The sequence below is a fragment of the Oceanobacillus sp. NCCP-135 genome, assembly GCF_059698015.1.
In genome coordinates, this window is the sequence record NZ_BAAKSZ010000022.1 from 1 (window position 1) to 22,641 (window position 22,641).

Consider the following 22,641-nt stretch of genomic DNA (forward strand, 5'->3'; position numbering starts at 1 on the left):
GAAAATAAAATTAGCCTTGTCCTTAACACCTTGGGACACTTGCACTTTGAGACTTCGCAATTAGCTCTTAAGAATTTAGAAAAGCATTTTATCGCATATTTCATTACTTTTATAGCCCTGCAAACTGAATACACCTCGCTTTCACTTCCAAGTGCGAATTTGTTCGGGCGGGACGAGTAAACGCAGTCCAAACTTTTAAAAAACGGCATTAAAAAGTGCAGAAGCGATATGCTTCTGCACTTTTCAGAATGACCTCTTCTACCTGAAAGAGATAAGGTCACTCTACATTTATAAACAATTTACCTTCTGCTTGCTCACGGGTTTCGTTACCAAAGTCATCAACTATTTTCACTTCAATAACGGCACCTTCAGCATAAGCATTACTTGTTGCTGTCCAATAACCAACATAATGACCTTCAGATGTTTCCATCATTGGAAGCTCTGTCGCATTGGCAACCGTATTTGTTAGTGGCATATGGATAAAGTATGTTGCTCTTAGTCCAGGCTCACTATCAAACTCAAATTTCACACTTTCACCAGCATTGATGTAGACATCTTCTGTTGGTGTTAAGTTTTCAATTTCCGGTTGAGTGAAGTCCACATCAATTGTTACAGATTCCTCTGATATGTTTCCAGCTAAATCCGCTGCAATAACTTCAATTGTGTTTTCTCCTTCATCAAGCAGGATACGTTTGGAATAGCTTCCATCCGTTACAGCTGCCTCCTGACCGTTTACTTCCACATAGTCAAGATTTGGATCAGAAACAGTACCTTCAACTGTCACTGTTTCACGGTTTGTTTCCTCACCATCAGCCGGACTGTCAATGGTTAATTCCGGTGCTTCTGTATCCAATGTTACTGTCACAGGAGCAGATTCACCTGTTGGTGTACCTTCAAGTAACGATACTGCCATAACAACATTTTCACCTTCTGAAAGCTCCACAGGAATTGCAAATTGACCATCATCGCCAACCTCTGCAGATCCTGCTTCTTCTCCATTATTCAACAATTGAATAGTAGTTGTAGGTGAAGCAGTACCTTCAACTGTAATATCAGCCTCATTTGTTATAAGATCTTCTGCAGGTGATGTTATCACAGGTTCTTCAACCTCATAACTCACACGTGCACGGATCATATAGTTTCCTTCAATAGCAGGTGACTGGGACCAAGCACCAGCAACTAATTGATAGCTACGTTCAGCATTTGGACCATTTTCATCTGTTGCAAGTCCTGGTACATTAGGATTTGCACCTGTTTGGATATAAACCATGTAGAAGTCGCCTTCAACTTGGATAGCATGTTCTCTTAAGTCAACAACAGTCCATTCATCCAAACTTCTTGTCGCTTCTGCTTCAACTGGGCCTGCTATTTTTTCTCCTGGTGTTCCATCAGGACCTGTAGCATCCCATACTTCTACAGCAAATTCAGTACCACCCGGGACTGGCCAATCGGTACCATGGAATTGGAATACGCCATCTGTTACGATACCAGATTCTTCACCCTCAGGTAAGGACATTTTAACTGCCCAGCCATTGCCTGCATCATAGAATGCACGTGCATTTTCCGCTGTTCCGTCATCATAGCCGATCTCTCCGCCAGGAACGGTGTAAAATGGTTCAAGTGCAACATCAACAGTAGCATCCGAACCATCAAGGTTAACTTCAACCTCTGCAGCGTGATAACCACTTGCTAATACTTTTAATGTGTAGGTTCCTTCGTATGCTGTTAGAGAATAGTTACCATCCTCATCTGTTTCGACAGGTGTAATATTGGCATCTTCCACAAGAAGCACTGTTGCCCCTTCAATCATTTCACCTGTTGCTTCATCCGTAATTGTACCACTTACTGTATACTGATCGATTTCTTCTAAAGTGAAATCAGCTTCAGTCGTTTCATCTGCTGCAATTGTTACACTTTGCTGATCGGAATGGAATCCATAAGCTTCAGCCTGAACAGTAAATTCTCCTGCAGCATGAAGTAATGAATAGTTTCCATTTTCCGGATCTGTATTTACGGATCGTCCACTTTCAATTACACTAACTTGTGCGCCGATTGGAAGTAATGTTGGATTAATAACGTCCTCTTCCACTGGCGGCTTTTCTTTAATAGGTAATACAGGTACTATTTTAGCAGGATCGACTTTGTCTTTTAAAGCTGTCTTGTCCCCTTTATTAATTAAGCCAAGACCAAGACCGTTGTTCCCTTTATTCAATCCTGTTGCTTTCCCATTGCTATTGCCATTAGCGATTCCAAGTGCTAAGCCTTTACCTGGAACTACCCCTAGTGATGCACTACTACTTTTTGACGTATCAGATAATGCAACATCATCAATATACCAGCCATCACGTGTTACACTGCCATCAGTTGTTAGATTGAAACCAATATATACTCGCTGGCCACTATATTCAGATAAATCTACTTCAGCACTTTCCCAAGCATCAGTTAGACCTTCCACACGTAAAACTTGCGTCCATTCTTCCTGATCTGTTGATATGAAAACGTGTCCAAAGTCATACGCAGTACCTGAATCATATTTCTCTAAATCATGCCATTGATTAAATTGTAAATAAGACTCTCCTTCCGGCAAATCAATCGGCGGCATCATTAGTGTAGCATTCGCACTGCTGTCATACGCTCCAGCCAGGTTCGTTGCATAAACATTTTCACCAGATGCAGCATCTCCTGGTCCTGATGTTGGTACACCGCGTTCCCAGCTGTTATTTTCACCAAATAAAGTCCAGCCAGTTACAGCTGATTCAAAGTCTTCGGAATAACCTACAGTAATTCCTTGCTCAACTGCTACAACATATTCATCACTGGTAACTTCATTATTCCCAAAATCATTGATAACCCATTGATATGTGAAAGAATCACCATCAATGTGTTCCCCAGGAATTGAAACTGCGTATTCACCAGCTTTATAATCTCCTGAAATACGATCTGCTTCAACTGTATGATCATCACCATTAGCGTCCTGATACTGTAATTCTACAGATGCAACACTAATGTTATCACTTACTTGGATAGTTAAATCGAGAGCCATTCCTGCGTAAGTTTCCTCAGGTGCTTCATGTTCAAAGGTAGGTGCTTCTAAATCTTCGCCCTCTTTTGTAACCTGACCCTCTAAAGTTCCAAGACCTGTGACAAGAGATGAAACTGCATCATATGCATTAACTAACCCATAACCATATCCCATATTTGGAGATTCAGGATATTCTCCATCTGTTAATGGTGTCGCTGTGTTCATAATAATTTCTTCCAATTCATCGACAGTTAAACTAGCATCTGCTTCAATCAAAAGTGCCACAACTGCAGATACAGCAGGTCCTGCCATGGAGGTTCCATTCCAACCACCTTCATAATTCCCACCTGGTACAGATGAACGAATATTAACACCAGGCGCTGAAATATCTGGTTTAATATCACCTTCATATGGAGAAGGCCCCTCTAAAGAAAAACTTGCTAAATTATCATTTGCATCCGTTGCACCTGTGGCAAATGATTCAGGATAATTTGCAGGTGTTGCAATAGATCCTGGCCCACCTGGATTAAATATAGTAGTATTACCCGCTGAAAATTCTGGGAAAATATCAGCAGCTCTCCAGTTCTGCACAACTTCACGATACCATTCATCAAGACCTGGTCCGCCGCCCCATGAATTATTAACAACATCTGGTGCCAAATCAACACGAGCGTTTCCATCTGCATCTGTTGGTGCCATAATCCAATCAGCTGCTTCTAGGAGATCAACATCCGTTCCTCCAGCTGCAGTGAATGCTTTAACTGCGATCCATTTAGCACCAGGAGCTACCCCAACCTGATTAGATCCATCTGACTCACTACCAACCATTGTTCCAGTTACGTGTGTACCATGACCTAGATCATCATAGGGTGTCGTTTCACCAACGGTTGCATCAAAAAAGTTAAAATCGTGTTCTACTTCACCTGTTGCCACGTCATATCCACGATATTTTTCTTTAAGTGCTGGGTGATCCCACTGAACACCTGTATCAATACTTGCTACAACTGTGCCTGTGCCATCAAACCCCATATCCCAAACTGCAGGAGCGCCGACACGTTCAACGTTCCATTCCACATTTGCAATTTCGGATTGTGGTGTTTTAGCATCTTTCGTTACGTTTGTATACAATTCGCGTGTTTCGTTTGGTAATATTTTTTCTACTTCTGCAAATGTAGCTATCTTCTCTGCAACTTCTTTCGTAGCGGTAACTGACAATCCATTCACAATATAATAAGAGTGGAAATCCTTCACATTCCCTTTTTCAAGCTCCTGCTCCAGATACTGCTTTACATTTGCTTGAGAGGCCAGGGATGTTGCTTTTAATTCTGATACCACGGCCGAACGTTGCACAAGTTCTGCTTTTTGGGCCGAAAGATTTGCTTTAGCAGCACTTGATTTAGCTTCCTCAGCTATCTTTGCTGTATCCGTCTTTTCAGTGAATTTAATTAGAAAAGTTACTTTTTCATCATCTTTAAATTCATTGAGTAACCGATCACTAACCTTAGCTTCTGTTACCTTACTGGAATCGTTTAATGACGTATGCAGCTTGTTTGATGATTCCGCACTGCTAATTCCAGGTGCAATTAAAGAAAAAGTCATTAGAAATGATGCTGCAATACTAAATGCTTTGACCTGTTTTCTTTTCTTTTTCCTCAATATCATTTCCTCCCCTCGATTTTAAAACAGAGCGGCCCCTACCGCCTATGTTCTTCTGGAAAGAACAAAACTTTCCACCCCTCCTTTTCTTAGAATAATAGGTTTTGAACTTCTGGTGATGTAATTCGAAGCATCTAAGTTGTTAATGTAAGTATAATAGAATAACAACAGTGATTGTGTCGAATTATGTCGATTTTAATCTGAATATTCAAAATTGATAGTTTAGTATTGTTTTTTCCTCTATTACTTCATAGGCTATGTACCTGTTTAAATGTGTATTTTGTCATAAAAATAAATAAAATCATTGACGTGAAAGGGTTTACCAGACAATACCAATAAATCTATTATTTTCTATTTATTTGATATAATCCAAAAAATGATTAGATGGTCCTATTAAATTTATCATTGTTGTAACTATATTTTCTGATAGGAAGAAAACAAAGGACTTCCCCCCTTCTTTAGTTACAAATAATAGTTATATTTTCACAAAATTTGTTATATTAAATAGACTTAAGAACTAATTAATGAGATATTGTCATTTCTCCGTAAAATATGTAGTTAACTAAGAAAAATGCTTGTACATCTTTCTAGGAGCAAGAGGTCAGAGATCGGATTAGTAGAAAATGTTGAAATAACCGATCTTTTTATCTAAACCTTTTTCTAATAAAGATCCCACCAACAAAAAGCTATTATCTTAACTCTGTTGGTAGTACCCCAATAGTAGTTAAATTCTATACTTTTCTACCTCTAAAAAAATCAACCGACAATCCTTTTAAACGAAGACTGTCGGTTGATTTTTTTATACTTTTATTATTGGCTTAATCTTCCAAAGGATTTAAACTTTCATTTCCAGACATGTCAGCTATCATTGTAACAAGTAATTCTATCACTTCTTCTATATCCTTTATACTTGCTGTTTCAACAGGCGAGTGCATATAACGAAGAGGTAGTGATACTAGTGATACCGGAACCCCTCTCCCAGTTAAACGCATTTTATCTGCATCTGTTCCGGTCACTCTTGGGGTTAATTCATATTGCACATTCATGTTTAATTTCATTGCGGTTTGTACGAGAAGCTTATTTATTTTAATGTTGATTGGTGCTCCCTTAGCAAGTACTGGACCATTCTCAAGGCGAACATCTCCATGCTTATTTTTATTTACCCCGGGATAATCAGTTGCAAATGTCACATCACAAGCAATCGCCATGGTAGGTTCAATGCCTGCAGCAGCAAAGTATGCACCTCCCATATTTGTTTCTTCATTAACTGTACTTGCTGCATATACACCTACAGAGCAGCCTTTTTTTGCCAACCTTTTTAGAACTTCTGCTACGATAAAGGCACCTGTTCGATTATCCAATCCACGTCCTGCCACATAACGATTCTTTAATATTTCCGGCTCTGTTTTATATACAGCCAAATCCCCAATTTGTACATCTTCTTCAGCTTCTTCCTTTGTTTTATAGCCACAATCAATAAATAAATTCTCCAGACCAAAGTCATTTTTCAAGCCACCATGGTGTTGTGCGTTCACACCAATAACACCAATCGTAGTTTTAGTAGAGCCTAGGACAGTAACCTTCATACCAACTGCAGCTTTTGGATTAATTCCACCCATTTTATCAAAATGCAAAAAGCCATTCTCATCAATTCGATTAATTACGAGTGCAATTTCATCACAATGACCTGCCAGCAATATTTTAAACGGGGCGTCAGGATTAAGTATCCCGATTACATTTCCTGCATTGTCTGTTCTAATTTCATCTGTAAAGTCTTTCACATAATTTATCCATTTTTTCTGGATCACCATTTCATAACTAGATGGAGATGGAGTATGTAAGAGTTCCAATAAAAAATCCTGATTTACTTTTTCCAAATTTACTTCCTCCTTTAAAAACGTTAGTACAATCATAGCAAAAAATTATAATAAGAGCACATTTGTTTACGTAACTATCGCAATTAGGTACCATTTAAGAAAAGCATTTAAAAGGAGCGATAAATTATGGGTCTGAACGATTGGTTTAAAAAAGGAATGTCACCAGATACATACATTGAATCCATGGAAAAAAATAAGGATGGTTTGTTACAGGTTTATGATCATTTTTCATTACCTGCTGATGAAGAATTTCACCAGGAGCTAAAGCACAGGAACCTCCGAGCTATTGCCTTAACTGAAGATTGGTGTGGGGATGCCATGGTAAACATGCCCATTTTACTTCGACTAGCTGAAGCATCCAGTATCGATGTGCGAATACTGCTCCGTGATCAAAATCTCGAGTTAATGGATCAATACCTGACAAACGGTCAATCACGCTCGATTCCAATTTTTATATTTATCGATGAAAATGGGAATGAAGTAACAAAATGGGGACCGCGTGCGGAAAAAATTCAAAAATTTGTTGATGACTCCCGCGACGAATTACCGGATAAGAATGCAGCGGATTACAAAGAGAAATTTAATGAAATGCTTTTGTTTATGAATCGATCATTTCGTGAAAATAGTGATTTCTGGATTGAAATATATACAAGTTTGAAACAAAGATTGCAAAATAGCTGATTTATAGAAAACATGAAGGCTGACACTAAATTTCTGTCATCCTTTTTGTATAGTCTGCTATCCCTTTTGTCCATACTAAGTAGATAGAATTTACTTAAAAGGTGAAGCATATGAGCATGAAACTTGTTAAACATATCTACTTACAAATACCGATTATAATCCGGCTGCTTTTAACAATTCTCTTACTTATGATTGGATTTGGTGGAATCATTCACCTAATAGAACCACTGCAATTCCCTACTATTTTTGATGGGATTTGGTGGGCATTTGTAACAGGTGCTACTGTTGGTTATGGTGATTATGTTCCGCTGACATTTGAGGGTAAAGTGGTTGCTATTCTATTAATCCTCTCGGGTGGTGGATTAATTGCTTATTACATCACTACATTTGCTGCCACTACATTTAAACATGAGCATAATTTAGCCAGTGGCAAAGTAGCTTTTAAAGGCAGCGGACACCTTGTTTTTATTGGGTGGAATGAGCGGACAAGACAGCTGATTGATATAACAGTCGATAACGATCCACATGTTCGAATTATTCTCATTGATAAAACATTAAACCATCTTGCCTTCCAGCATTATCCCGTTCATTTTATTCACGGGGATGCAACCGAAGATCAGACGTTAAACCGAGCTAATATTGCCACAGCAGATAAAGTTATTATAACTGCTGATATTTCAATAAAAGAGAGACAGGCTGACATCTATACGATATTAGCAACTGTTGCAATTAGAGGCAATAACAAAGACATTCCAATTATTGCAGAAATTCTATCTAAACTGCAGATAGAAAATGCGTTACGGGCTGGTGCAACGACAATTATTAAATCAAATGACTTCATGAGTGCATTACTCTTTCATGAGCTGTCCCGGGTCAAAACGGCAATGCCATTTGAAGATATATTACAATTACTGAAAAGCCAGCAATTCTATCACACAAAAATTATGGAGGGATTAGTGAATAAATCATTTCTGGAAGCTTCTGTATATTATTTAAAGAAAAATCAGCTACTGTTAGGAATCATCCGCCAAGATAAATGGGAGTTTAACCCACAAGCAGACTTAATTTTAAATAAAAATGATATTATTGTGACACTTGCCCCATGGTAACTTTCCCATTGCCATACTCCAGTCTATTTTTCTATCTTTTTTGCTAGTTAAGCTTATTTATGATAAAATAGTTTATTGTGTGAAATGAATCGAAAATGGATATAGGAGTTGTTCAGCATGACAAACAAATTTGAGAGTGGTCAAATTTTAGAAGGTAAGGTAACAGGAATACAGCCATACGGAGCATTTGTTGCTTTGGATGAGGAGATTCAAGGATTAGTTCATATTTCTGAAGTAACGCATGGGTATGTAAAAGATATTAACGATCATCTGACTGTTGGGGATGAAGTAAAAGTTAAAGTCCTAAATGTTGACGAAGCGAATAATAAAGTATCATTATCTATCCGTGCAACAGAGGAAGCACCCAAGAAACCGGCAAAAGTGAAGAAACCTCAAGTAGCGAAACAAGAAGATAATGGCACTACTGGATTCAATACATTGAAAGACAAGTTAGAAGAATGGATAGAGCAATCAGAAGAATTTAAAAAATAAGATCCAAAGTGAAAATACGATGTATGTACTACGCCCCACCGTGCAAGGAAAGCTTCTTAGAGTTTGCATCGCACATAGTTAAAGCCTGCTTCTTTTTTCAAGGACATCAGGTGGTTGGGCTTTGCCGTATATGGCTGTCTTAGTTAAACATTCATTCACAGGAGATTTACCTCAAAGTATTAGATGATCTAAGACTTCTGTTTTTAACTATTAAATTCATTTAAAAGGAAATACAGTGAGCTAATAGCGAACCGATGTTGGTTTAGATTACGGAGAAGGCGAAAATCTACTACGCATACGCATTAGAACTGAATGTGACTACCTTGTCCTTAGCTATATAGAGCCTGGAATTTTATATTTTCTTTCTATCATAAAAAGAGGCAATCTAAACTAAATTGGCTGCAGTCAATTAAGTTTAAGCTGCCTCTTTTTTTACTTTAATATAGGATAATATTGTTATTGACCATTCATTTGGATTTTTTTTAATGTGTTCTTTCTTGATTTATTAACTTCACTTGGTTAAAGTAAAATGTATGATATATACAGAAATTGAAAGCTTCTTAAGGAGGATTATTATGACTCACATTTCATTTAACTATGACAAAGCACTTACATTTTTTAATCAGAAAGAATTAGATAACCTGAGTGATTATATTCAAACTGCTCATACAGCACTACACAATAAAACGGGAGCTGGAAGTGATTTTTTAGGATGGGTTGATTTGCCGGAAACCTATGACAAAGGGGAATTTTCCCGCATAAAAAGGACTGCTGAAAAAATCAGACAAGACTCAGATGTTTTGCTTGTAATTGGGATTGGCGGATCCTATTTAGGGGCACGGGCTGCACTTGAAATGCTTACCCATTCATTTCAAAATCTTCTTTCCAATGAAGAACGTAAAGCACCACAAGTAATTTTTGTTGGTCATCACATGAGTTCAACCTATATGAGTGAATTATTTGATGTACTAAAAGACAAAGATATATCGATCAACATCATTTCAAAAAGTGGTACAACTACTGAACCAGCAATCGCCTTTCGTATTTTCAAAAATTATTTGGAACAAAAATACGGTGTTGAGGAAGCGAAGAAACGCATCTATGCTACAACAGATAAGGCTAGAGGTGCATTAAAAACAAGTGCGGATCAAGCAGGCTACGAAACGTTTGTCATCCCCGATGATGTCGGTGGTCGTTATTCTGTATTAACTGCAGTAGGATTATTACCAATTGCAGTCAGCGGAATTTCGATTGATGATATGATGCAGGGAGCTAATGAAGCAATGAATGGCCTGGATGAGCCTAACCTTGAAAACAACCCTGCTTATCAATATGCAGCAATACGAAATATCCTGTATAACAAAGGAAAAACAATCGAAATGCTCATTAACTACGAGCCACAGCTTCAATATTTTGCAGAATGGTGGAAACAGTTATTTGGTGAAAGTGAAGGAAAGGATCAAAAGGGAATTTATCCTTCTTCAGCTAACTTTTCAACAGATCTACATTCACTTGGTCAGTATGTTCAGGATGGACGGAGAGATCTATTTGAAACAGTACTTCATGTGAATAAATCAAAGAAGGATTTGATTTTAGAAGCAGATGAAGTGAATTCAGATGGGCTTAATTATATTGCTGGAAAGACAATTCATGAAATTAATGACAAGGCCTTTCAGGGAACGCTTTTGGCCCATACAGATGGCCAGGTGCCTAACCTAATTGTTGAAGTGCCAGAGCTTGATGCCTATACATTCGGATACCTGGTTTACTTTTTCGAAAAAGCATGTGCCATTAGTGGATATTTGCTTGGAGTAAATCCTTTTGATCAACCAGGAGTAGAGGCATATAAGATAAATATGTTTGCCCTGCTTGGTAAACCCGGATTTGAAAAAGAGAAAGAAGAACTTGAAAAAAGACTCTAATGACCTAAAAGCACCTTATGTTCAGTTCAAGACATGGGGTGCTTTTTTCTTATTCCATCGCTCTATCAAGTACTTTCCATTCATTATTTTCTTTGATCAATTGTTTACTGCCAGCTACATCTACACCCCTATTCGTGCTGGATGCATTCATGTAAAAAAAGATGCTCTTCCCATTGAAAATAATATCCACCCTGATGTTTCATTATTTGCGTCTTCTTTCATCTATGACTTCCCTCTCTGCTTACATCCTTCATCTATATAAGAAGTTTATTCAGCGAAAAGGATTCATTTTAAAAAGTTTTTTTAAAATTGGTGTTTATATATTTTAATTCGGGGTATAACTATAACTGTAAGACTTTCTCGTATTCCCCCTGTAAGCAAAGCGTTTAAACGCTTTGCTTTTTTTTATCCATTTTACCTCATTGGTGACTTTATTCATTCATGTTATAATAGGATTATTGAAAAGGGGGTTTTTACATGGAAAATTTCGAAACTTTATATGATCGAAAAAATACACGTTCTGTAAAATGGGATATGCTCCAGCCAGTTTTTCAAACCGATGATGTCCTGCCAATGTGGGTAGCTGATATGGATTTCAAAGCTCCAGAAGCTGTTAATGATGCTTTAGTAAAACGGGCACAGCACGGAATTTATGGCTATACCATTATCGATAATGATGTGAAAGGATCTATCTTGAATTGGGTAGAGAAACGACATAATTGGAAAATTGATCAGGAATGGCTATCCTTCAGCACTGGAGTTGTTACAAGTTTACATATGGCAATTCAAGCGTTTACCAACCCAAATGATAGGGTTTTAATTCAAACACCTGTCTACACACCGTTCTACAATGTAATCGAAGCACATGATAGAAAAGTGGTTAGAAATCCGCTTATTTTGGAAGATAGCTATTATAAGATTGATTTTGAAGACTTCGAAGAAAAGTTGAAACAAGGCGTAAAAGCATTTGTTTTATGCTCTCCACATAATCCGGTTGGACGGGTCTGGAAGCAAGAGGAATTATTGGAAATGGCCAAGCTTTGTTTAAACTATGATGTATTAATTTTGGCAGATGAAATTCATTGTGATCTTGTCTTTTCGGGAAACCGCCATATTCCGATTGCATCTCTTTCCGAAGATATCGCTGATCAGACCATTACTTTTATGGCTCCATCAAAAACATTTAATCTTGCTGGCTTAGATGCTTCCTATGTGATTACAGCGAATAAAGAGATGCATCAAAAGCTGGATGCTCAATTTGGTAAACAGGGATTTCATAATATGCTTAATACAATGGGGAATACAGCACTAGAGGCTGCCTACACCCACGGAGAAGAATGGCTTGATGGATTACTTACTGTTTTAGAATCCCATCAGAAATATGTTACAGAAATGTTTGAGAAGCATACAAAGGAACTCAAAGTAATTCAAGCAGAAGGAACTTACCTACTATGGATTGATTGCAGTGATTTAGGTATGGATAGTAATGAATTGAAAACATTTATGATAGAAAAGGCTAAAGTTGGTCTGAATACTGGTGTTGATTACGGGGTAGAAGGTGGTTCTTTCATGCGGATGAATATCGCTTGTCCACGGACGACCTTGGAAGAAGGAGTAAATCGGATTATTAATGCAGTAAATAGCAGATCCTAGTTACCGTTTCCGCAAAAATTTAAGTGAACAAAATGGAACATAGGAACGCTATAAAGCTTGCAGTTATAGGATTTATTTTTAAATATTGCAATGGAGATGACCTCAAAAACACAGCTATTAATCTGGTTTTTAAATCTTTCAAGCTGAAACTTAAGCTAACAGAATTGCATGCTCTGATTTCTATATTACTCAACTTTCGCACCAATAAAATAAGCTCAAACAGTTAACTTTGATCAACCCAAAATGTTTCTAATTGTTGGCTTGACAACCTTGATAAACATAAAAGATCGTTGTACACACAAATATAAAATGTGCAATTACTGCCGCATTTGATTTCCGCTGCGGGCAGTTGCTTTCCGCGGGCACGGCCTCAGCCTCCTCGGAAGAAAACCACTTCCTGCGGGGTCTTCAGACTCGTGCTTTTCCCGCAGGAGTCAACTGCCCTCCGCTCCAATCAAATGCTGGTACAGTGCAACATCGATTGTTAAGCATTGCATTACAGTGAATACGAAAGAAAAAATTAAAAATCAGCGGAGGGAATACATGGAGACTCCTGTGGGAGCAGAGGCCTGGATGAGACCCCACAGAGCGTTAGCTCGAGGAGGCTGATCAGCCGCCCACGGAAAGCGACATGTATTTCCGCAGCGGCATTATAGCACATTTCTGCCTTCTAACTTGTTACACATCTTATAGCAAATACGAACCGTTAAACCAAAGTCAACTCGAGTAGTGTATTTTCAGCCTTCCTTATTCCTTCAAGACTTATGTGTTCATTTTACGCTGCGAAAGTTGAGTATATTACTTTAAATTTAAAAGCCATACTTCCAAAGGTAGTATGGCTTTTTTTCTTAAATCAGATTATTCTTCTTGTTCTTCATTAAACTCAGTAGGATCTGTCGGTGATTCTGTTGAGGTTGCATTAGGATCCGTCTTAATTTCACCACATACAAGCCGTACACCAGAGTTACCACTCGGCTGGCTAACTCCATCATCTTGTCCATCATGTACAATTAATGAAGTCCCTTCCCCCTGCAATAAAGAATTTTTACCCTCCATAAGAGTAGCACCGGCCAGCATTAATTCTGCCTCCACAAGCCCAGCCTCATCAGCTTCGATGTTAGGTAAGTCACCTAAATGAGGCCCTTCTGGATGCATTAACCCATGCTCTTTCCCCTCCGGATTGAAATGATTGCCCGCACTGGTAAATTCAGGACCCTCACATTTCGGATATTCATGTACATGTATCCCATGAAAGCCAGGGGTTAATCCTTCCAGTTTAAGTTTTATTTGAACCCCATCAGGCTGTTCAGCCAAAGCAGCGGTACCTACCATATCTCCCGTTGAATTATACATGTCCACATTACGTGACGTCTGACTATCATTTTGACAAGCAGTCAAGAATAGAATAATAATAGTTAATAATATGAAGCGCATGCAGATTTCTCCTTTAATCACTTACTTTACTAAGTAGTATCTACATGATATTAAAATGATAAACATTAGCAAACTTGGCTTATCGTTAATTGGGATTCTTGAAAACGTATTTCGCTTTCAAAGAAACCCCTAAACTCTGTAGTATATGCCTTCATTCAGGCGAACAATACCTTTCGTTTACAATCTGAATTTACTTTGAAGTTTTACTTATGCACCGATGATTTCTAAAAAGGTAAAATTTACCTATCTGTGTAATAAATCCCCCCAACCAATCAAGGTATAATTAAAGTAGTGCCTTTTCTTGACCTGAGCGAATCCCAACAACTTAAATAAATAAGGTGAGCAAAGTTTTATTCATTTTTCTTCGGTAAATTCTTTGTATCATTAATATTATATTTTTCATTAAATTCCTTTTCGTCTTTTTTAGATTTCTTGTAAAACCAATACATTGCTCCAACAGCTAAGATCATAAAAATAACTAATACAATAAAAGCTGGAATATATTCGGATTTGTCTTCCGGAAAATATAAAAATGGCATCATGATTATTCACTTCCTTCTGTATACAGTATAGCAAAAATATGGTTATTTCTAAACAATGGATAGCAAATGTTCGCAAATCTGTTCTATTTTTGGCACAATAAAAATAAGGAGGGAACTAAAATTGGCAACTGTAACTATCGGTGAAATTGTTCGTGCCCATTACAATTCTGGAACGTACATAGGAGAGGTGAAGGAAGACCGGGGTGATCGCTATTTAATTGAAGTACTAGCCGTTGATAAACATCCATTACAAGGAGACCTGCATAACCCTGGGGAGGTGCGGGGTGTATTTTTCCACGAACGTAAAGCATTGGCGCACCATGAAAAAATGAACGTAAAAAAACCTGCAATACACTCATACGAAGATGTTATTCCAGATTACAGTGAATCACTAAAAGCTGCTGTGGGTAGATATAAAGAAAAACTTTCGCTTGAAGATAGTGAATTTAATAAACAAGCACGAATTAAGCTAAAGGATCTTGAAGAGAAATATTACGAAAAAAATTACTACTGATTAGGAAACTTGGCTTATCACCAAGCTTTAGTTGCACTTATACTGATTTCCTAAAAAAGTTAAACTTTCCTATCAGTGGAACAAAACGCAGACCACCCGTTTATCTCGTATATGAACTCAATCGTGTAAGATCTTAGTTAAAGGATGTTTAATAAAATCGACACGTCCTGGGACTGCGCCAGAGCTTCCCGAGAACCTTACATGGCAACGTCTAACTGACCTACATCCTAGATGCCCGAGTAAAGGGAGTCGATGTGACTTAGATTAAGGAAGTTTTATCTAAGGGAGCGCTGGAGCTCGATGCGGCTGATCCGGTTGCATAGTTATCTTATCCACAACCAACAATGATATATTTTACATCATGTGCTAAAAGAAGCTGAAGAGTTAATAATCTCCAGCTTCTTTTTAATTAATTTCCTAATTATTCACCAAGATGTTCTTTAATTACTTCAGAAACACCATTAAGTGCATCTTCTTCATCACTACCTGTAGCAGAAACTTTAATTTCCGCTCCTTTTGGAATTCCAAGTGACATAACACCCATGATTGATTTAAGATTAACTGTTTTTCCACTATAGGAAACCTCAATCTCTGACTCAAATTGCCCTGCTTTATTTACCAACAATGTAGCTGGACGTGCATGAACACCAGTATCCGCAGTAATTGTAAATGTTTGTTCTTTCATTACGATCATCCTTTCAAACCTATATTAGTTTCATATGTACTATTTATTATTAGTACATTATAAATCCTAAGTAAAAACTGCACTAATCCTATTATATACAATCTTTTAGTATTTTGGAATTAAAAACTATAAAAATCCTTATTTTCTTAGATATATTTGTCTTTATTTTGACGTTATGATAACGTTATTTTAGAAACAATACCTTTAATTGGGAGGAAATAAGATGAGTGTACATATAGGTGCGAAACAAGAAGAAATTGCAGACAAGATTTTATTACCTGGAGATCCACTACGTGCGAAGTATATTGCTGAGACATTTTTACAGGATGTAACAAAGTACAATGAGGTTCGTGGAATGTTAGGTTTTACTGGAACCTATAAAGGTGAAAGAGTCTCGGTACAGGGAACTGGTATGGGAGTACCATCCATCTCTATTTATGTAAATGAATTAATTCAGAGCTACAATGTAAAGAAATTAATTCGTGTTGGAACATGTGGTGCAATTCAAAAGGATGTAAAAGTGCGAGATGTTATTCTTGCTCAAGGTGCTACTACAGATTCTAAAGTCAATCAGCTTGTATTCAATGGAATCGATTATGCTCCATTGGCTGATTTTGATTTATTGAAAAACGCATATGATGTAGGTGTAGAAAAAGGAATGAATCTGCGTGTTGGTAATGTGTTTACAAGTGATATCTTTTATCGCGATAATGCGAAGGAACTCAATGAATTATTAGCAAAATATAAGGTACTTGCAATCGAGATGGAAACTGCCGCACTTTATACATTGGCAGCAAAATTTGATCGCCAGGCCTTATCTGTTTTGACAGTATCTGATCATATTTTAACAGGGGAAGAAACAACTTCAGAAGAGCGTCAAACAACATTTAATGAAATGATGGAAATTGCTTTGGAAGCAGCAATCAAATAAATAAGTAGATTGGAGCAGTCTTTCAAGTAAAGGCTGTTTTTTATTGTTAACCTTAAATAAAAGTGGTTGACAACATCCCTCCTTCCATTTAAAATTATACAAAAGGAGGAGGAAAGTTTGAAAGGATTACGTCCGATTGATTTAACATTTGGAGCAGTATTTGTTTGTTTAATGGCGATTGGTGCTAATATCACCGTCTGGTTTCCAATATTAACTGTTCCTATAGGTGGAACCTCTGTGCCATTATCATTACAAACATTCTTTGCTGTTTTAGCTGGGTTAATGCTCGGCAGGAAGCTTGGAAGTATTGCGATGATTACATATACGCTAGTAGGAGTAGCTGGTGTGCCGGTATTTGCAGGGCTTTCTGCAGGGCCAATGGCATTAGTAAGTCCTACAGGTGGGTTTATTATTTCATTTATCCTTGTTGCGTTTTTCGTTGGTTGGATCAGTGAGCTTAGTAAAAAGCCTTCTATAGCTATCTATTCAACAGCGGCAATTATCGGCTTAATTATTAATTATGGATTTGGTGTTTCTTATATGTATCTAGCTATGAATACGTGGCTGGAGCTGAATATATCCTACACCCTTGCCTGGATGGGAATGATTCCTTTTATTATTAAAGATACGGCATTTGCTTGTTTAGCTGCAGTATTTATGATTCAACTGGCTAAACGGGTTCCATCACGATGGACAAGCGCAAAAGCCTAAAAACATAATACCTTTAGAGCCGTTCATTTTGAATGGCTCTTTTTTTCTCCGTATAACATGCGTTTACATAAACATTATGATAAACTAATAACTACAATTATAGTTGTATATACTTAAAGTTTCACATAAAGTGGAACTTCACTCACTGAGATGTAGTAAAATTTTCATCAGGAAAGGTGTTTTACACATTAATGGAACTTTTTTTGAATTTCCCTTTAGCAGCTGCATTAGTATCGATTGTATTTGCCCAGGCAGTTAAAATCCCGATAAAACTAATCGTAACAAAAGAGTTTAAACCAAGTCTCGCATTCAGTACTGGAGGAATGCCAAGCAGTCACTCTGCAGCTGTAACAGCATTAACTACTGGAGTTGGTATTGTTGAAGGTGTAACATCAACTGTATTTGCAGTAGCTTTCGTTTTCAGTATTATTACCATGTTTGATGCAACCGGCGTGCGTCGACATGCTGGTGAACAAGCAGTGGTGTTAAATATGTTAATCAAAGACTTTCACTATTTTATTGAAGGAGCAAAAGACTGGAACAAGAAAGAAGAATATGAAAAACGCCAGGAGTTAAAAGAATTATTAGGACACCAGCCAATAGAAGTATTTTTTGGTGGACTGACTGGTGTAGGTATTGCCTTTTTTCTCTATCCATTTTATTAAAGAAATCAAGGGCTTTCAATATGAGATTTGAAAAGCCCTTGATTTCTGTTAACTTTCTATTATTTGCTGTCTGAACGCCTGCAGTGCCTGATTTTCATTTAACTTAATGAGTTCATCTTCTGTTAATTTCCCTTCACCCATTTCAATAACATAAACTTCAATTTCACGTTTACCCCAATTGCTATAAACATCTGCAACTGTATGGTAATAAAGATCAATTTTATTTCCAGTTATTGCACTGCCTTTATCAGCTACTACTCCAAAACCATAATCTGGAATATATAATATTGTTCCTATGGGATAAACATCTAAATCTGCAGCTATAGTAGAATACAAGTCTCGTTTTACTTTAACACCTGAATAAGTAATTCCGTATTCCGGATGATTCGGGCTTTTCCCTGTTGATTCTACACCTGCAGTATAACCGGTAGCAACAACGGTCTGACTAGGATATTGTGCAAAGTCGCCCCATTCTTCTAAGGTTTTTGCTTCTTTAAATTCATCACTAGAGGGGGAATTCTTTTTCGCCTGTACTTGATTCGACGTTTCTTTATTCACTGTTTGTCGATTTACAGTTGAATCTTGAGCACCAATTATATTTTTATTCCAGTCACGCATGTCAGCTAAAGATATATTCGAAATGGATGTTACTGTAACATAAAATGCCCCTAAGAACAACAGTAACATTAGGTTTCTTCGAATAAAATTTTTGATTTTCATTCATAACACCTCTCTGGGTGTCATCATTTCCAATCTAGTAAAGTTTTATTCATTATTCCAACTAAAACATTCGATAACCACTCTTACGCAGCAGTTTAATAACAATTCCAGAAACAATAGTTCCGGCAAAACCCGATAGTAAAATCGTTATATCAACTGGGGTTATTTGCCCTAATTTTGAAAAGGCAGTTGAAAATGCATCACCTGGATGCTTAAAATATTCTACTGTTGACATATCATCAACAATGATAAGTACAATAAATGGATAAATAAACGCCATTAGCCAAGTTCTTCTTAACAGCATATTTAATATAAAAGCAATGCCAAAAAATATTACAAAATATAACATAATTGAAACAACTAATTGAATCAACGATCGTATCTCCCTTCACTCTCTACCTTCATACCAGTTTCATTTTATAATAAAAATGTAAAAAAGCAAAGGCAGCCACATTCCCTTTGCTTTTAGTGGACGTTCTTTTAGTGCATATCCAAAACCTTTTAATAAAATATATTAAATTTCCCTTTTTTCATTAGCAAGCCAATTCCACCTAATTTCAGAAGATAACGGTTATCAATTATTTTTTTCATAACAGTAGCTTTCCAGCCTATTAATTTTTGATTATTTAATATAACTCCAATTGCATCATTATTACCTAAAGAAGCTACGGTACCCATTATATTTGCTTTAAAAGGCTCCATTTCTTCTCCATTTATGAGAGCTTTCACATTGTGTGCAACTACACCCGATTCCTGGATAGCAATTTGTGCTGTCGGAGGATAAGGACTGCCAATTTCTCGATCCATGACTAATGCACAATCCCCAACGACAAATATATTATCAAAATCAGGTGCCCGCAAGTCGCCGCGAACTTCCACTTTTCCCCGATTTGTTTCCATTCCAGATTGTTCAACAATTGAGTTTGCTCGAACACCTGCAGCCCAAACAGTAGTCATTGTTGGAATTTTTTCTTGCTTTCCATCCTTTTCATATACAATTTCATCAGGCTTACATTCTTTCATCATAGCATCAGTTATAAATTCAACACCACGTGTTTCTAAAGAATTCATTGCATATTCAACAAGCTGGGCATCAAATCCAGGTAAAATAGACGGTGATCCTTCTACATTAATAATTCGGACTAAGTTTTTCTCAATATCATATTCCTCACATAATTCCGGTATGCGGTTTGCCAATTCACCCAAAAATTCAACCCCGGTGAAGCCACCACCACCAACAACGATATTAAGCCGAGCCTGTTTTTTTTCTTTTTCTGTATGATATCGTGCAAAGTTATATTCAATGTGCTCCTTTATAAGTCGAGCACTATTTATATTGCTGATTGTAAATGCATGCTCGGCTAATCCCGGAATACCAAATGTTGCTGCTTCGAATCCTAAACCAATTACAAGGATATCGTAATCCAGTACACCATTTTCAAGTTTAACCTTTTGTTTATCTGGTTTAATAGAAAGTACTTTATCCAGTAAAAAGTTCACCTGTTTCGTGTTCACAACATCTTTAATGGGAATTCGCGTTCGATCATGATGTAATGTTCCAGCGGCATTCTCGTGTAACCAGGTAGATTGATAGTGGTAGTCATTCATATTTACAAGTGTTATCTTTGCATCGCTTGCCCCTAATATTTTCTGTAATTTGACTGTAGTCATAATCCCACCGTATCCCGCACCGAGGATTACTATATTTGGTTTTTTCATATTTTTCACTTCCAATTTATTATTACTTTTCAATCTATACGTATGTGACATTATTCACTTAAAAGGAAATAGAACAGTTGGTTTCATCTCAAGTGTGAAATCTGAATTAACATAATTATAATACCTTTGTTACATAAACGTAATATATCTCCATGAAATATCATACCTGTATTCGCTCTAGATTTCAAGACCAAAAAAAGCAATGATTAATATTTAATTTTTCTATTATTCTCCTTTTACCTTTCTGCTTGTGCACTTATGTACACATGGTTTATTTGTTTATGATACTATAGGAATGGCGTTCAATTTAATATAGAGAAACGAGGGATTATCCATGTCTGAAAAAGTATATGACATAACCATAATTGGAGCAGGCCCTGTTGGTTTATTTACTGCTTTTTATGGCGGAATGCGTCAAGCGAGCGTTAAAATAATCGAGAGCTTACCACATACTGGCGGGCAGTTAACAGCCCTTTATCCAGAGAAATATATATATGATATAGCAGGATTTCCTAAGATTCGTGCACAGGATTTAGTAGATAACCTGGAAGAACAGGCAAAACTTTTTGAACCAACTATCGTGCTTGAGCAATCAATTGAAAAAGTGGAACGATTGAAAGATGGTTCATTCAAATTAATTTCTGACAAGGAAATTCATTATTCAAAAACAATTATTATCACTGCCGGGAACGGTGCATTCCAGCCAAGACGTTTAAATGTTGCTGGCTGTGAACAATTTGAAGGTATAAATCTGCATTATCATGTGAAAGACATGAATAAATATAAAGACCAAAATGTAATCCTCTTAGGTGGAGGTGACTCCGCAGTTGACTGGGCACTTATGCTTGAACCAATTGCAAAAAAAGTAACCCTTGTCCACCGTCGTGATGCCTTTAGAGCTCACGAACATAGTGTTGAAAAGCTGATGAATTCTACTGTTGATATTATGACACCATTTGTACCAAAAGAAATTGTTGCAACGGATAAAATTAATAAAGTGATTTTAGAAGAAGTAAAAGGTGACACGATAAAAGAAGTTGATGTTGATTCTGTACTATGTAATTATGGCTTTATTTCAACACTGGGGCCAATTAAGGATTGGGATTTGGAAATAGAAAAAAATAGTATTGTAGTGAATACTAAAATGGAAACAAATATCCCTGGAATTTATGCAGCTGGAGATATTTGTACCTTTGAAGGAAAAGTAAAACTAATCGCAACTGGATTTGGCGAAGGACCTACTGCCATTAACAATGCTAAACAATACATCGATCCAAAAGCACGGATTCAGCCAAGACATTCTACTAGTATGTTTTAGAACGAAAAACGGAGCGATCTTAGCAGCTGCAGAAGATTGAAAAAAATTTAAGCTAGCATTACGGATTATTCTGTCCACGCTAGCTTTACCCCTCCGGCAGATATTCCCGCCCTCCAAACGATATTTCACCGGTAATTTATCCCGATGCTACAGCTAAAAGTGTTTCCATATCTATAATTTTTATATTGCGATGCCCTGTCTGTTCAATCCACCCATTCGTTTGAAAACTAGATAATCTTCTGCTTACCGTTTCCTGTGTCGTTCCTAAATAGGAAGCAAGGTCTTTTTTACTCATTGGCAACACAATTTCGACTGAATTTTTACCTTCAGCCAATTCCATTAAATAACTGGCAATTCGTGTTTCTACATCTTTTGAACTTAATTGTCCCACGAGTTTTTCCGTTTGATCTAATCTATTCGAAAACTGCTCTAAAATCTTTACCGCAATCATAGGATAAGTTTGCATTAATTCCTGCATGTCATCTCTATGTATCATACATATATTTGTTTTCTCCATTGCTTCAGCATAATTATCCAATAGCTTTTCTGTAAATAATGCAAGTTCCCCCATAAATTCTCCAGGCTCTATAATCCGTAGTAACTGCTCTTTACCTGATTCAAACAGCTGATAGCTTTTCACACGACCTTGATGTACAATATATAAATATTCAAGTGGATCTCCTTCATGATAGATAATTTCACCTTTCTTAAAATCCATATGTCTGCTCATATTAGCTATTTTTAACATTTCATCTATGTCCAAATGATTAAAAAATGGCACCTTTGACACACACAACTGTTTGCTGTCCACTCCATGGTCATGATTATACGATTCGGTCATCATAGAACCCCCTTTACTTATAGTATAACTTATATCGATAAGCCAGGAGTCATAATTGCTTGTAATTATGCAAAAGTTTTGATATCAACAGGGTGTTCGATTGTGACCATTAAAAAACCAGAGTACCTTACAAGTACTCCAGCTGCTTT

20 protein-coding genes are annotated in these 22,641 nt (G+C 37.0%); 11 read left to right on the top strand and 9 right to left on the bottom strand.

All coding sequences use genetic code 11. The features are described from left to right. On the top strand, positions 1–180 hold a 180-nt coding region (locus AC6HVZ_RS14585; protein ID WP_497558906.1), incomplete at its 5' end, for a hypothetical protein. 97 nt (positions 181–277) lie between these two features. Here AC6HVZ_RS14585 and AC6HVZ_RS14590 read toward each other — a convergent pair. Both AC6HVZ_RS14590 and AC6HVZ_RS14595 read right to left on the bottom strand, forming a co-directional pair. Beyond that, a complete protein-coding gene (locus AC6HVZ_RS14590; protein WP_497558907.1) occupies positions 278–4,684 on the bottom strand; it encodes a S8 family serine peptidase in 4,407 nt (1,468 codons plus the stop codon). Between the two features lie 812 nt (positions 4,685–5,496). Next, positions 5,497–6,555, bottom strand: a complete 1,059-nt coding sequence (locus AC6HVZ_RS14595; protein WP_497558908.1) for a M20/M25/M40 family metallo-hydrolase — start codon at positions 6,553–6,555, stop codon at positions 5,497–5,499. Positions 6,556–6,681: 126 nt separating this feature from the next. Between AC6HVZ_RS14595 and AC6HVZ_RS14600 the strand changes: the two genes are divergently transcribed. From AC6HVZ_RS14600 to AC6HVZ_RS14620, 5 genes are all read left to right on the top strand, one after another. Further along, positions 6,682–7,236 carry a thioredoxin family protein gene (locus AC6HVZ_RS14600; protein ID WP_497558909.1) on the top strand — a complete coding sequence of 185 codons (555 nt, stop codon included), beginning with the start codon at positions 6,682–6,684 and terminating at the stop codon, positions 7,234–7,236. Positions 7,237–7,352: 116 nt separating this feature from the next. After that, positions 7,353–8,345, top strand: a complete 993-nt coding sequence (locus AC6HVZ_RS14605; RefSeq protein WP_497558910.1) for a potassium channel family protein — start codon at positions 7,353–7,355, stop codon at positions 8,343–8,345. 117 nt (positions 8,346–8,462) lie between these two features. Continuing rightward, positions 8,463–8,837 (top strand): S1 domain-containing post-transcriptional regulator GSP13, encoded by a 375-nt coding sequence (gene yugI / locus AC6HVZ_RS14610; protein ID WP_497558911.1) that lies wholly within the window; start codon positions 8,463–8,465, stop codon positions 8,835–8,837. 575 nt (positions 8,838–9,412) lie between these two features. Then, entirely contained in the window at positions 9,413–10,759 is a 1,347-nt protein-coding gene (locus tag AC6HVZ_RS14615; protein WP_497558912.1) for a glucose-6-phosphate isomerase, read from the top strand. A 477-nt stretch (positions 10,760–11,236) separates the two neighbouring features. Then, positions 11,237–12,412 carry a MalY/PatB family protein gene (locus AC6HVZ_RS14620; RefSeq protein WP_497558913.1) on the top strand — a complete coding sequence of 392 codons (1,176 nt, stop codon included), beginning with the start codon at positions 11,237–11,239 and terminating at the stop codon, positions 12,410–12,412. A gap of 858 nt (positions 12,413–13,270) precedes the next feature. Here AC6HVZ_RS14620 and AC6HVZ_RS14625 read toward each other — a convergent pair. Both AC6HVZ_RS14625 and AC6HVZ_RS14630 read right to left on the bottom strand, forming a co-directional pair. Next, positions 13,271–13,846: a superoxide dismutase family protein gene (locus tag AC6HVZ_RS14625; RefSeq protein WP_497558914.1), complete on the bottom strand. Its 576-nt coding sequence runs from the start codon at positions 13,844–13,846 to the stop codon at positions 13,271–13,273. A 350-nt stretch (positions 13,847–14,196) separates the two neighbouring features. Further along, positions 14,197–14,388: a hypothetical protein gene (locus AC6HVZ_RS14630; protein WP_497558915.1), complete on the bottom strand. Its 192-nt coding sequence runs from the start codon at positions 14,386–14,388 to the stop codon at positions 14,197–14,199. A gap of 121 nt (positions 14,389–14,509) precedes the next feature. Between AC6HVZ_RS14630 and kapB the strand changes: the two genes are divergently transcribed. Next, complete coding sequence (kapB, locus tag AC6HVZ_RS14635; RefSeq protein WP_497558916.1) at positions 14,510–14,902, top strand: kinase-associated lipoprotein KapB; 393 nt, start codon at positions 14,510–14,512, stop codon at positions 14,900–14,902. A gap of 421 nt (positions 14,903–15,323) precedes the next feature. On the opposite strand, the gene AC6HVZ_RS14640 is transcribed toward kapB, so the two are convergent. Further along, entirely contained in the window at positions 15,324–15,587 is a 264-nt protein-coding gene (locus AC6HVZ_RS14640) for a phosphocarrier protein HPr (RefSeq protein WP_497558917.1), read from the bottom strand. A gap of 223 nt (positions 15,588–15,810) precedes the next feature. On the opposite strand from AC6HVZ_RS14640, the gene deoD reads away from it, so the two are divergent. From deoD to AC6HVZ_RS14655, 3 genes are all read left to right on the top strand, one after another. Further along, a complete protein-coding gene (gene deoD, locus AC6HVZ_RS14645; RefSeq protein ID WP_497558918.1) occupies positions 15,811–16,518 on the top strand; it encodes a purine-nucleoside phosphorylase in 708 nt (235 codons plus the stop codon). A gap of 117 nt (positions 16,519–16,635) precedes the next feature. Beyond that, the gene (locus AC6HVZ_RS14650; RefSeq protein ID WP_497558919.1) at positions 16,636–17,229 is read left to right on the top strand and encodes a biotin transporter BioY; all 594 of its coding nucleotides are present in this window, start codon (positions 16,636–16,638) and stop codon (positions 17,227–17,229) included. A gap of 191 nt (positions 17,230–17,420) precedes the next feature. After that, on the top strand, positions 17,421–17,894 hold the full coding sequence (locus AC6HVZ_RS14655; protein ID WP_497558920.1) for a divergent PAP2 family protein: 474 nt from the start codon (positions 17,421–17,423) through the stop codon (positions 17,892–17,894). Positions 17,895–17,942: 48 nt separating this feature from the next. Here AC6HVZ_RS14655 and spsC read toward each other — a convergent pair whose 3' ends face one another. From spsC to AC6HVZ_RS14670, 3 genes are all read right to left on the bottom strand, one after another. Continuing rightward, complete coding sequence (gene spsC / locus AC6HVZ_RS14660; protein WP_497558921.1) at positions 17,943–18,614, bottom strand: stationary phase survival protein SpsC; 672 nt, start codon at positions 18,612–18,614, stop codon at positions 17,943–17,945. A gap of 61 nt (positions 18,615–18,675) precedes the next feature. Continuing rightward, a complete protein-coding gene (locus AC6HVZ_RS14665) occupies positions 18,676–18,987 on the bottom strand; it encodes a YuiB family protein (protein WP_497558922.1) in 312 nt (103 codons plus the stop codon). Between the two features lie 128 nt (positions 18,988–19,115). Then, entirely contained in the window at positions 19,116–20,333 is a 1,218-nt protein-coding gene (locus tag AC6HVZ_RS14670) for an NAD(P)/FAD-dependent oxidoreductase (RefSeq protein WP_497558923.1), read from the bottom strand. 334 nt (positions 20,334–20,667) lie between these two features. Here AC6HVZ_RS14670 and AC6HVZ_RS14675 point away from each other — a divergent pair, with 334 nt between their 5' ends. Further along, a complete protein-coding gene (locus tag AC6HVZ_RS14675) occupies positions 20,668–21,651 on the top strand; it encodes an NAD(P)/FAD-dependent oxidoreductase (RefSeq protein WP_497558924.1) in 984 nt (327 codons plus the stop codon). Between the two features lie 136 nt (positions 21,652–21,787). Here the strand turns inward: AC6HVZ_RS14675 and AC6HVZ_RS14680 are convergent, their stop codons facing one another. Next, on the bottom strand, positions 21,788–22,492 hold the full coding sequence (locus AC6HVZ_RS14680; RefSeq protein WP_497558925.1) for a Crp/Fnr family transcriptional regulator: 705 nt from the start codon (positions 22,490–22,492) through the stop codon (positions 21,788–21,790). Positions 22,493–22,641: the final 149 nt, after the last annotated feature.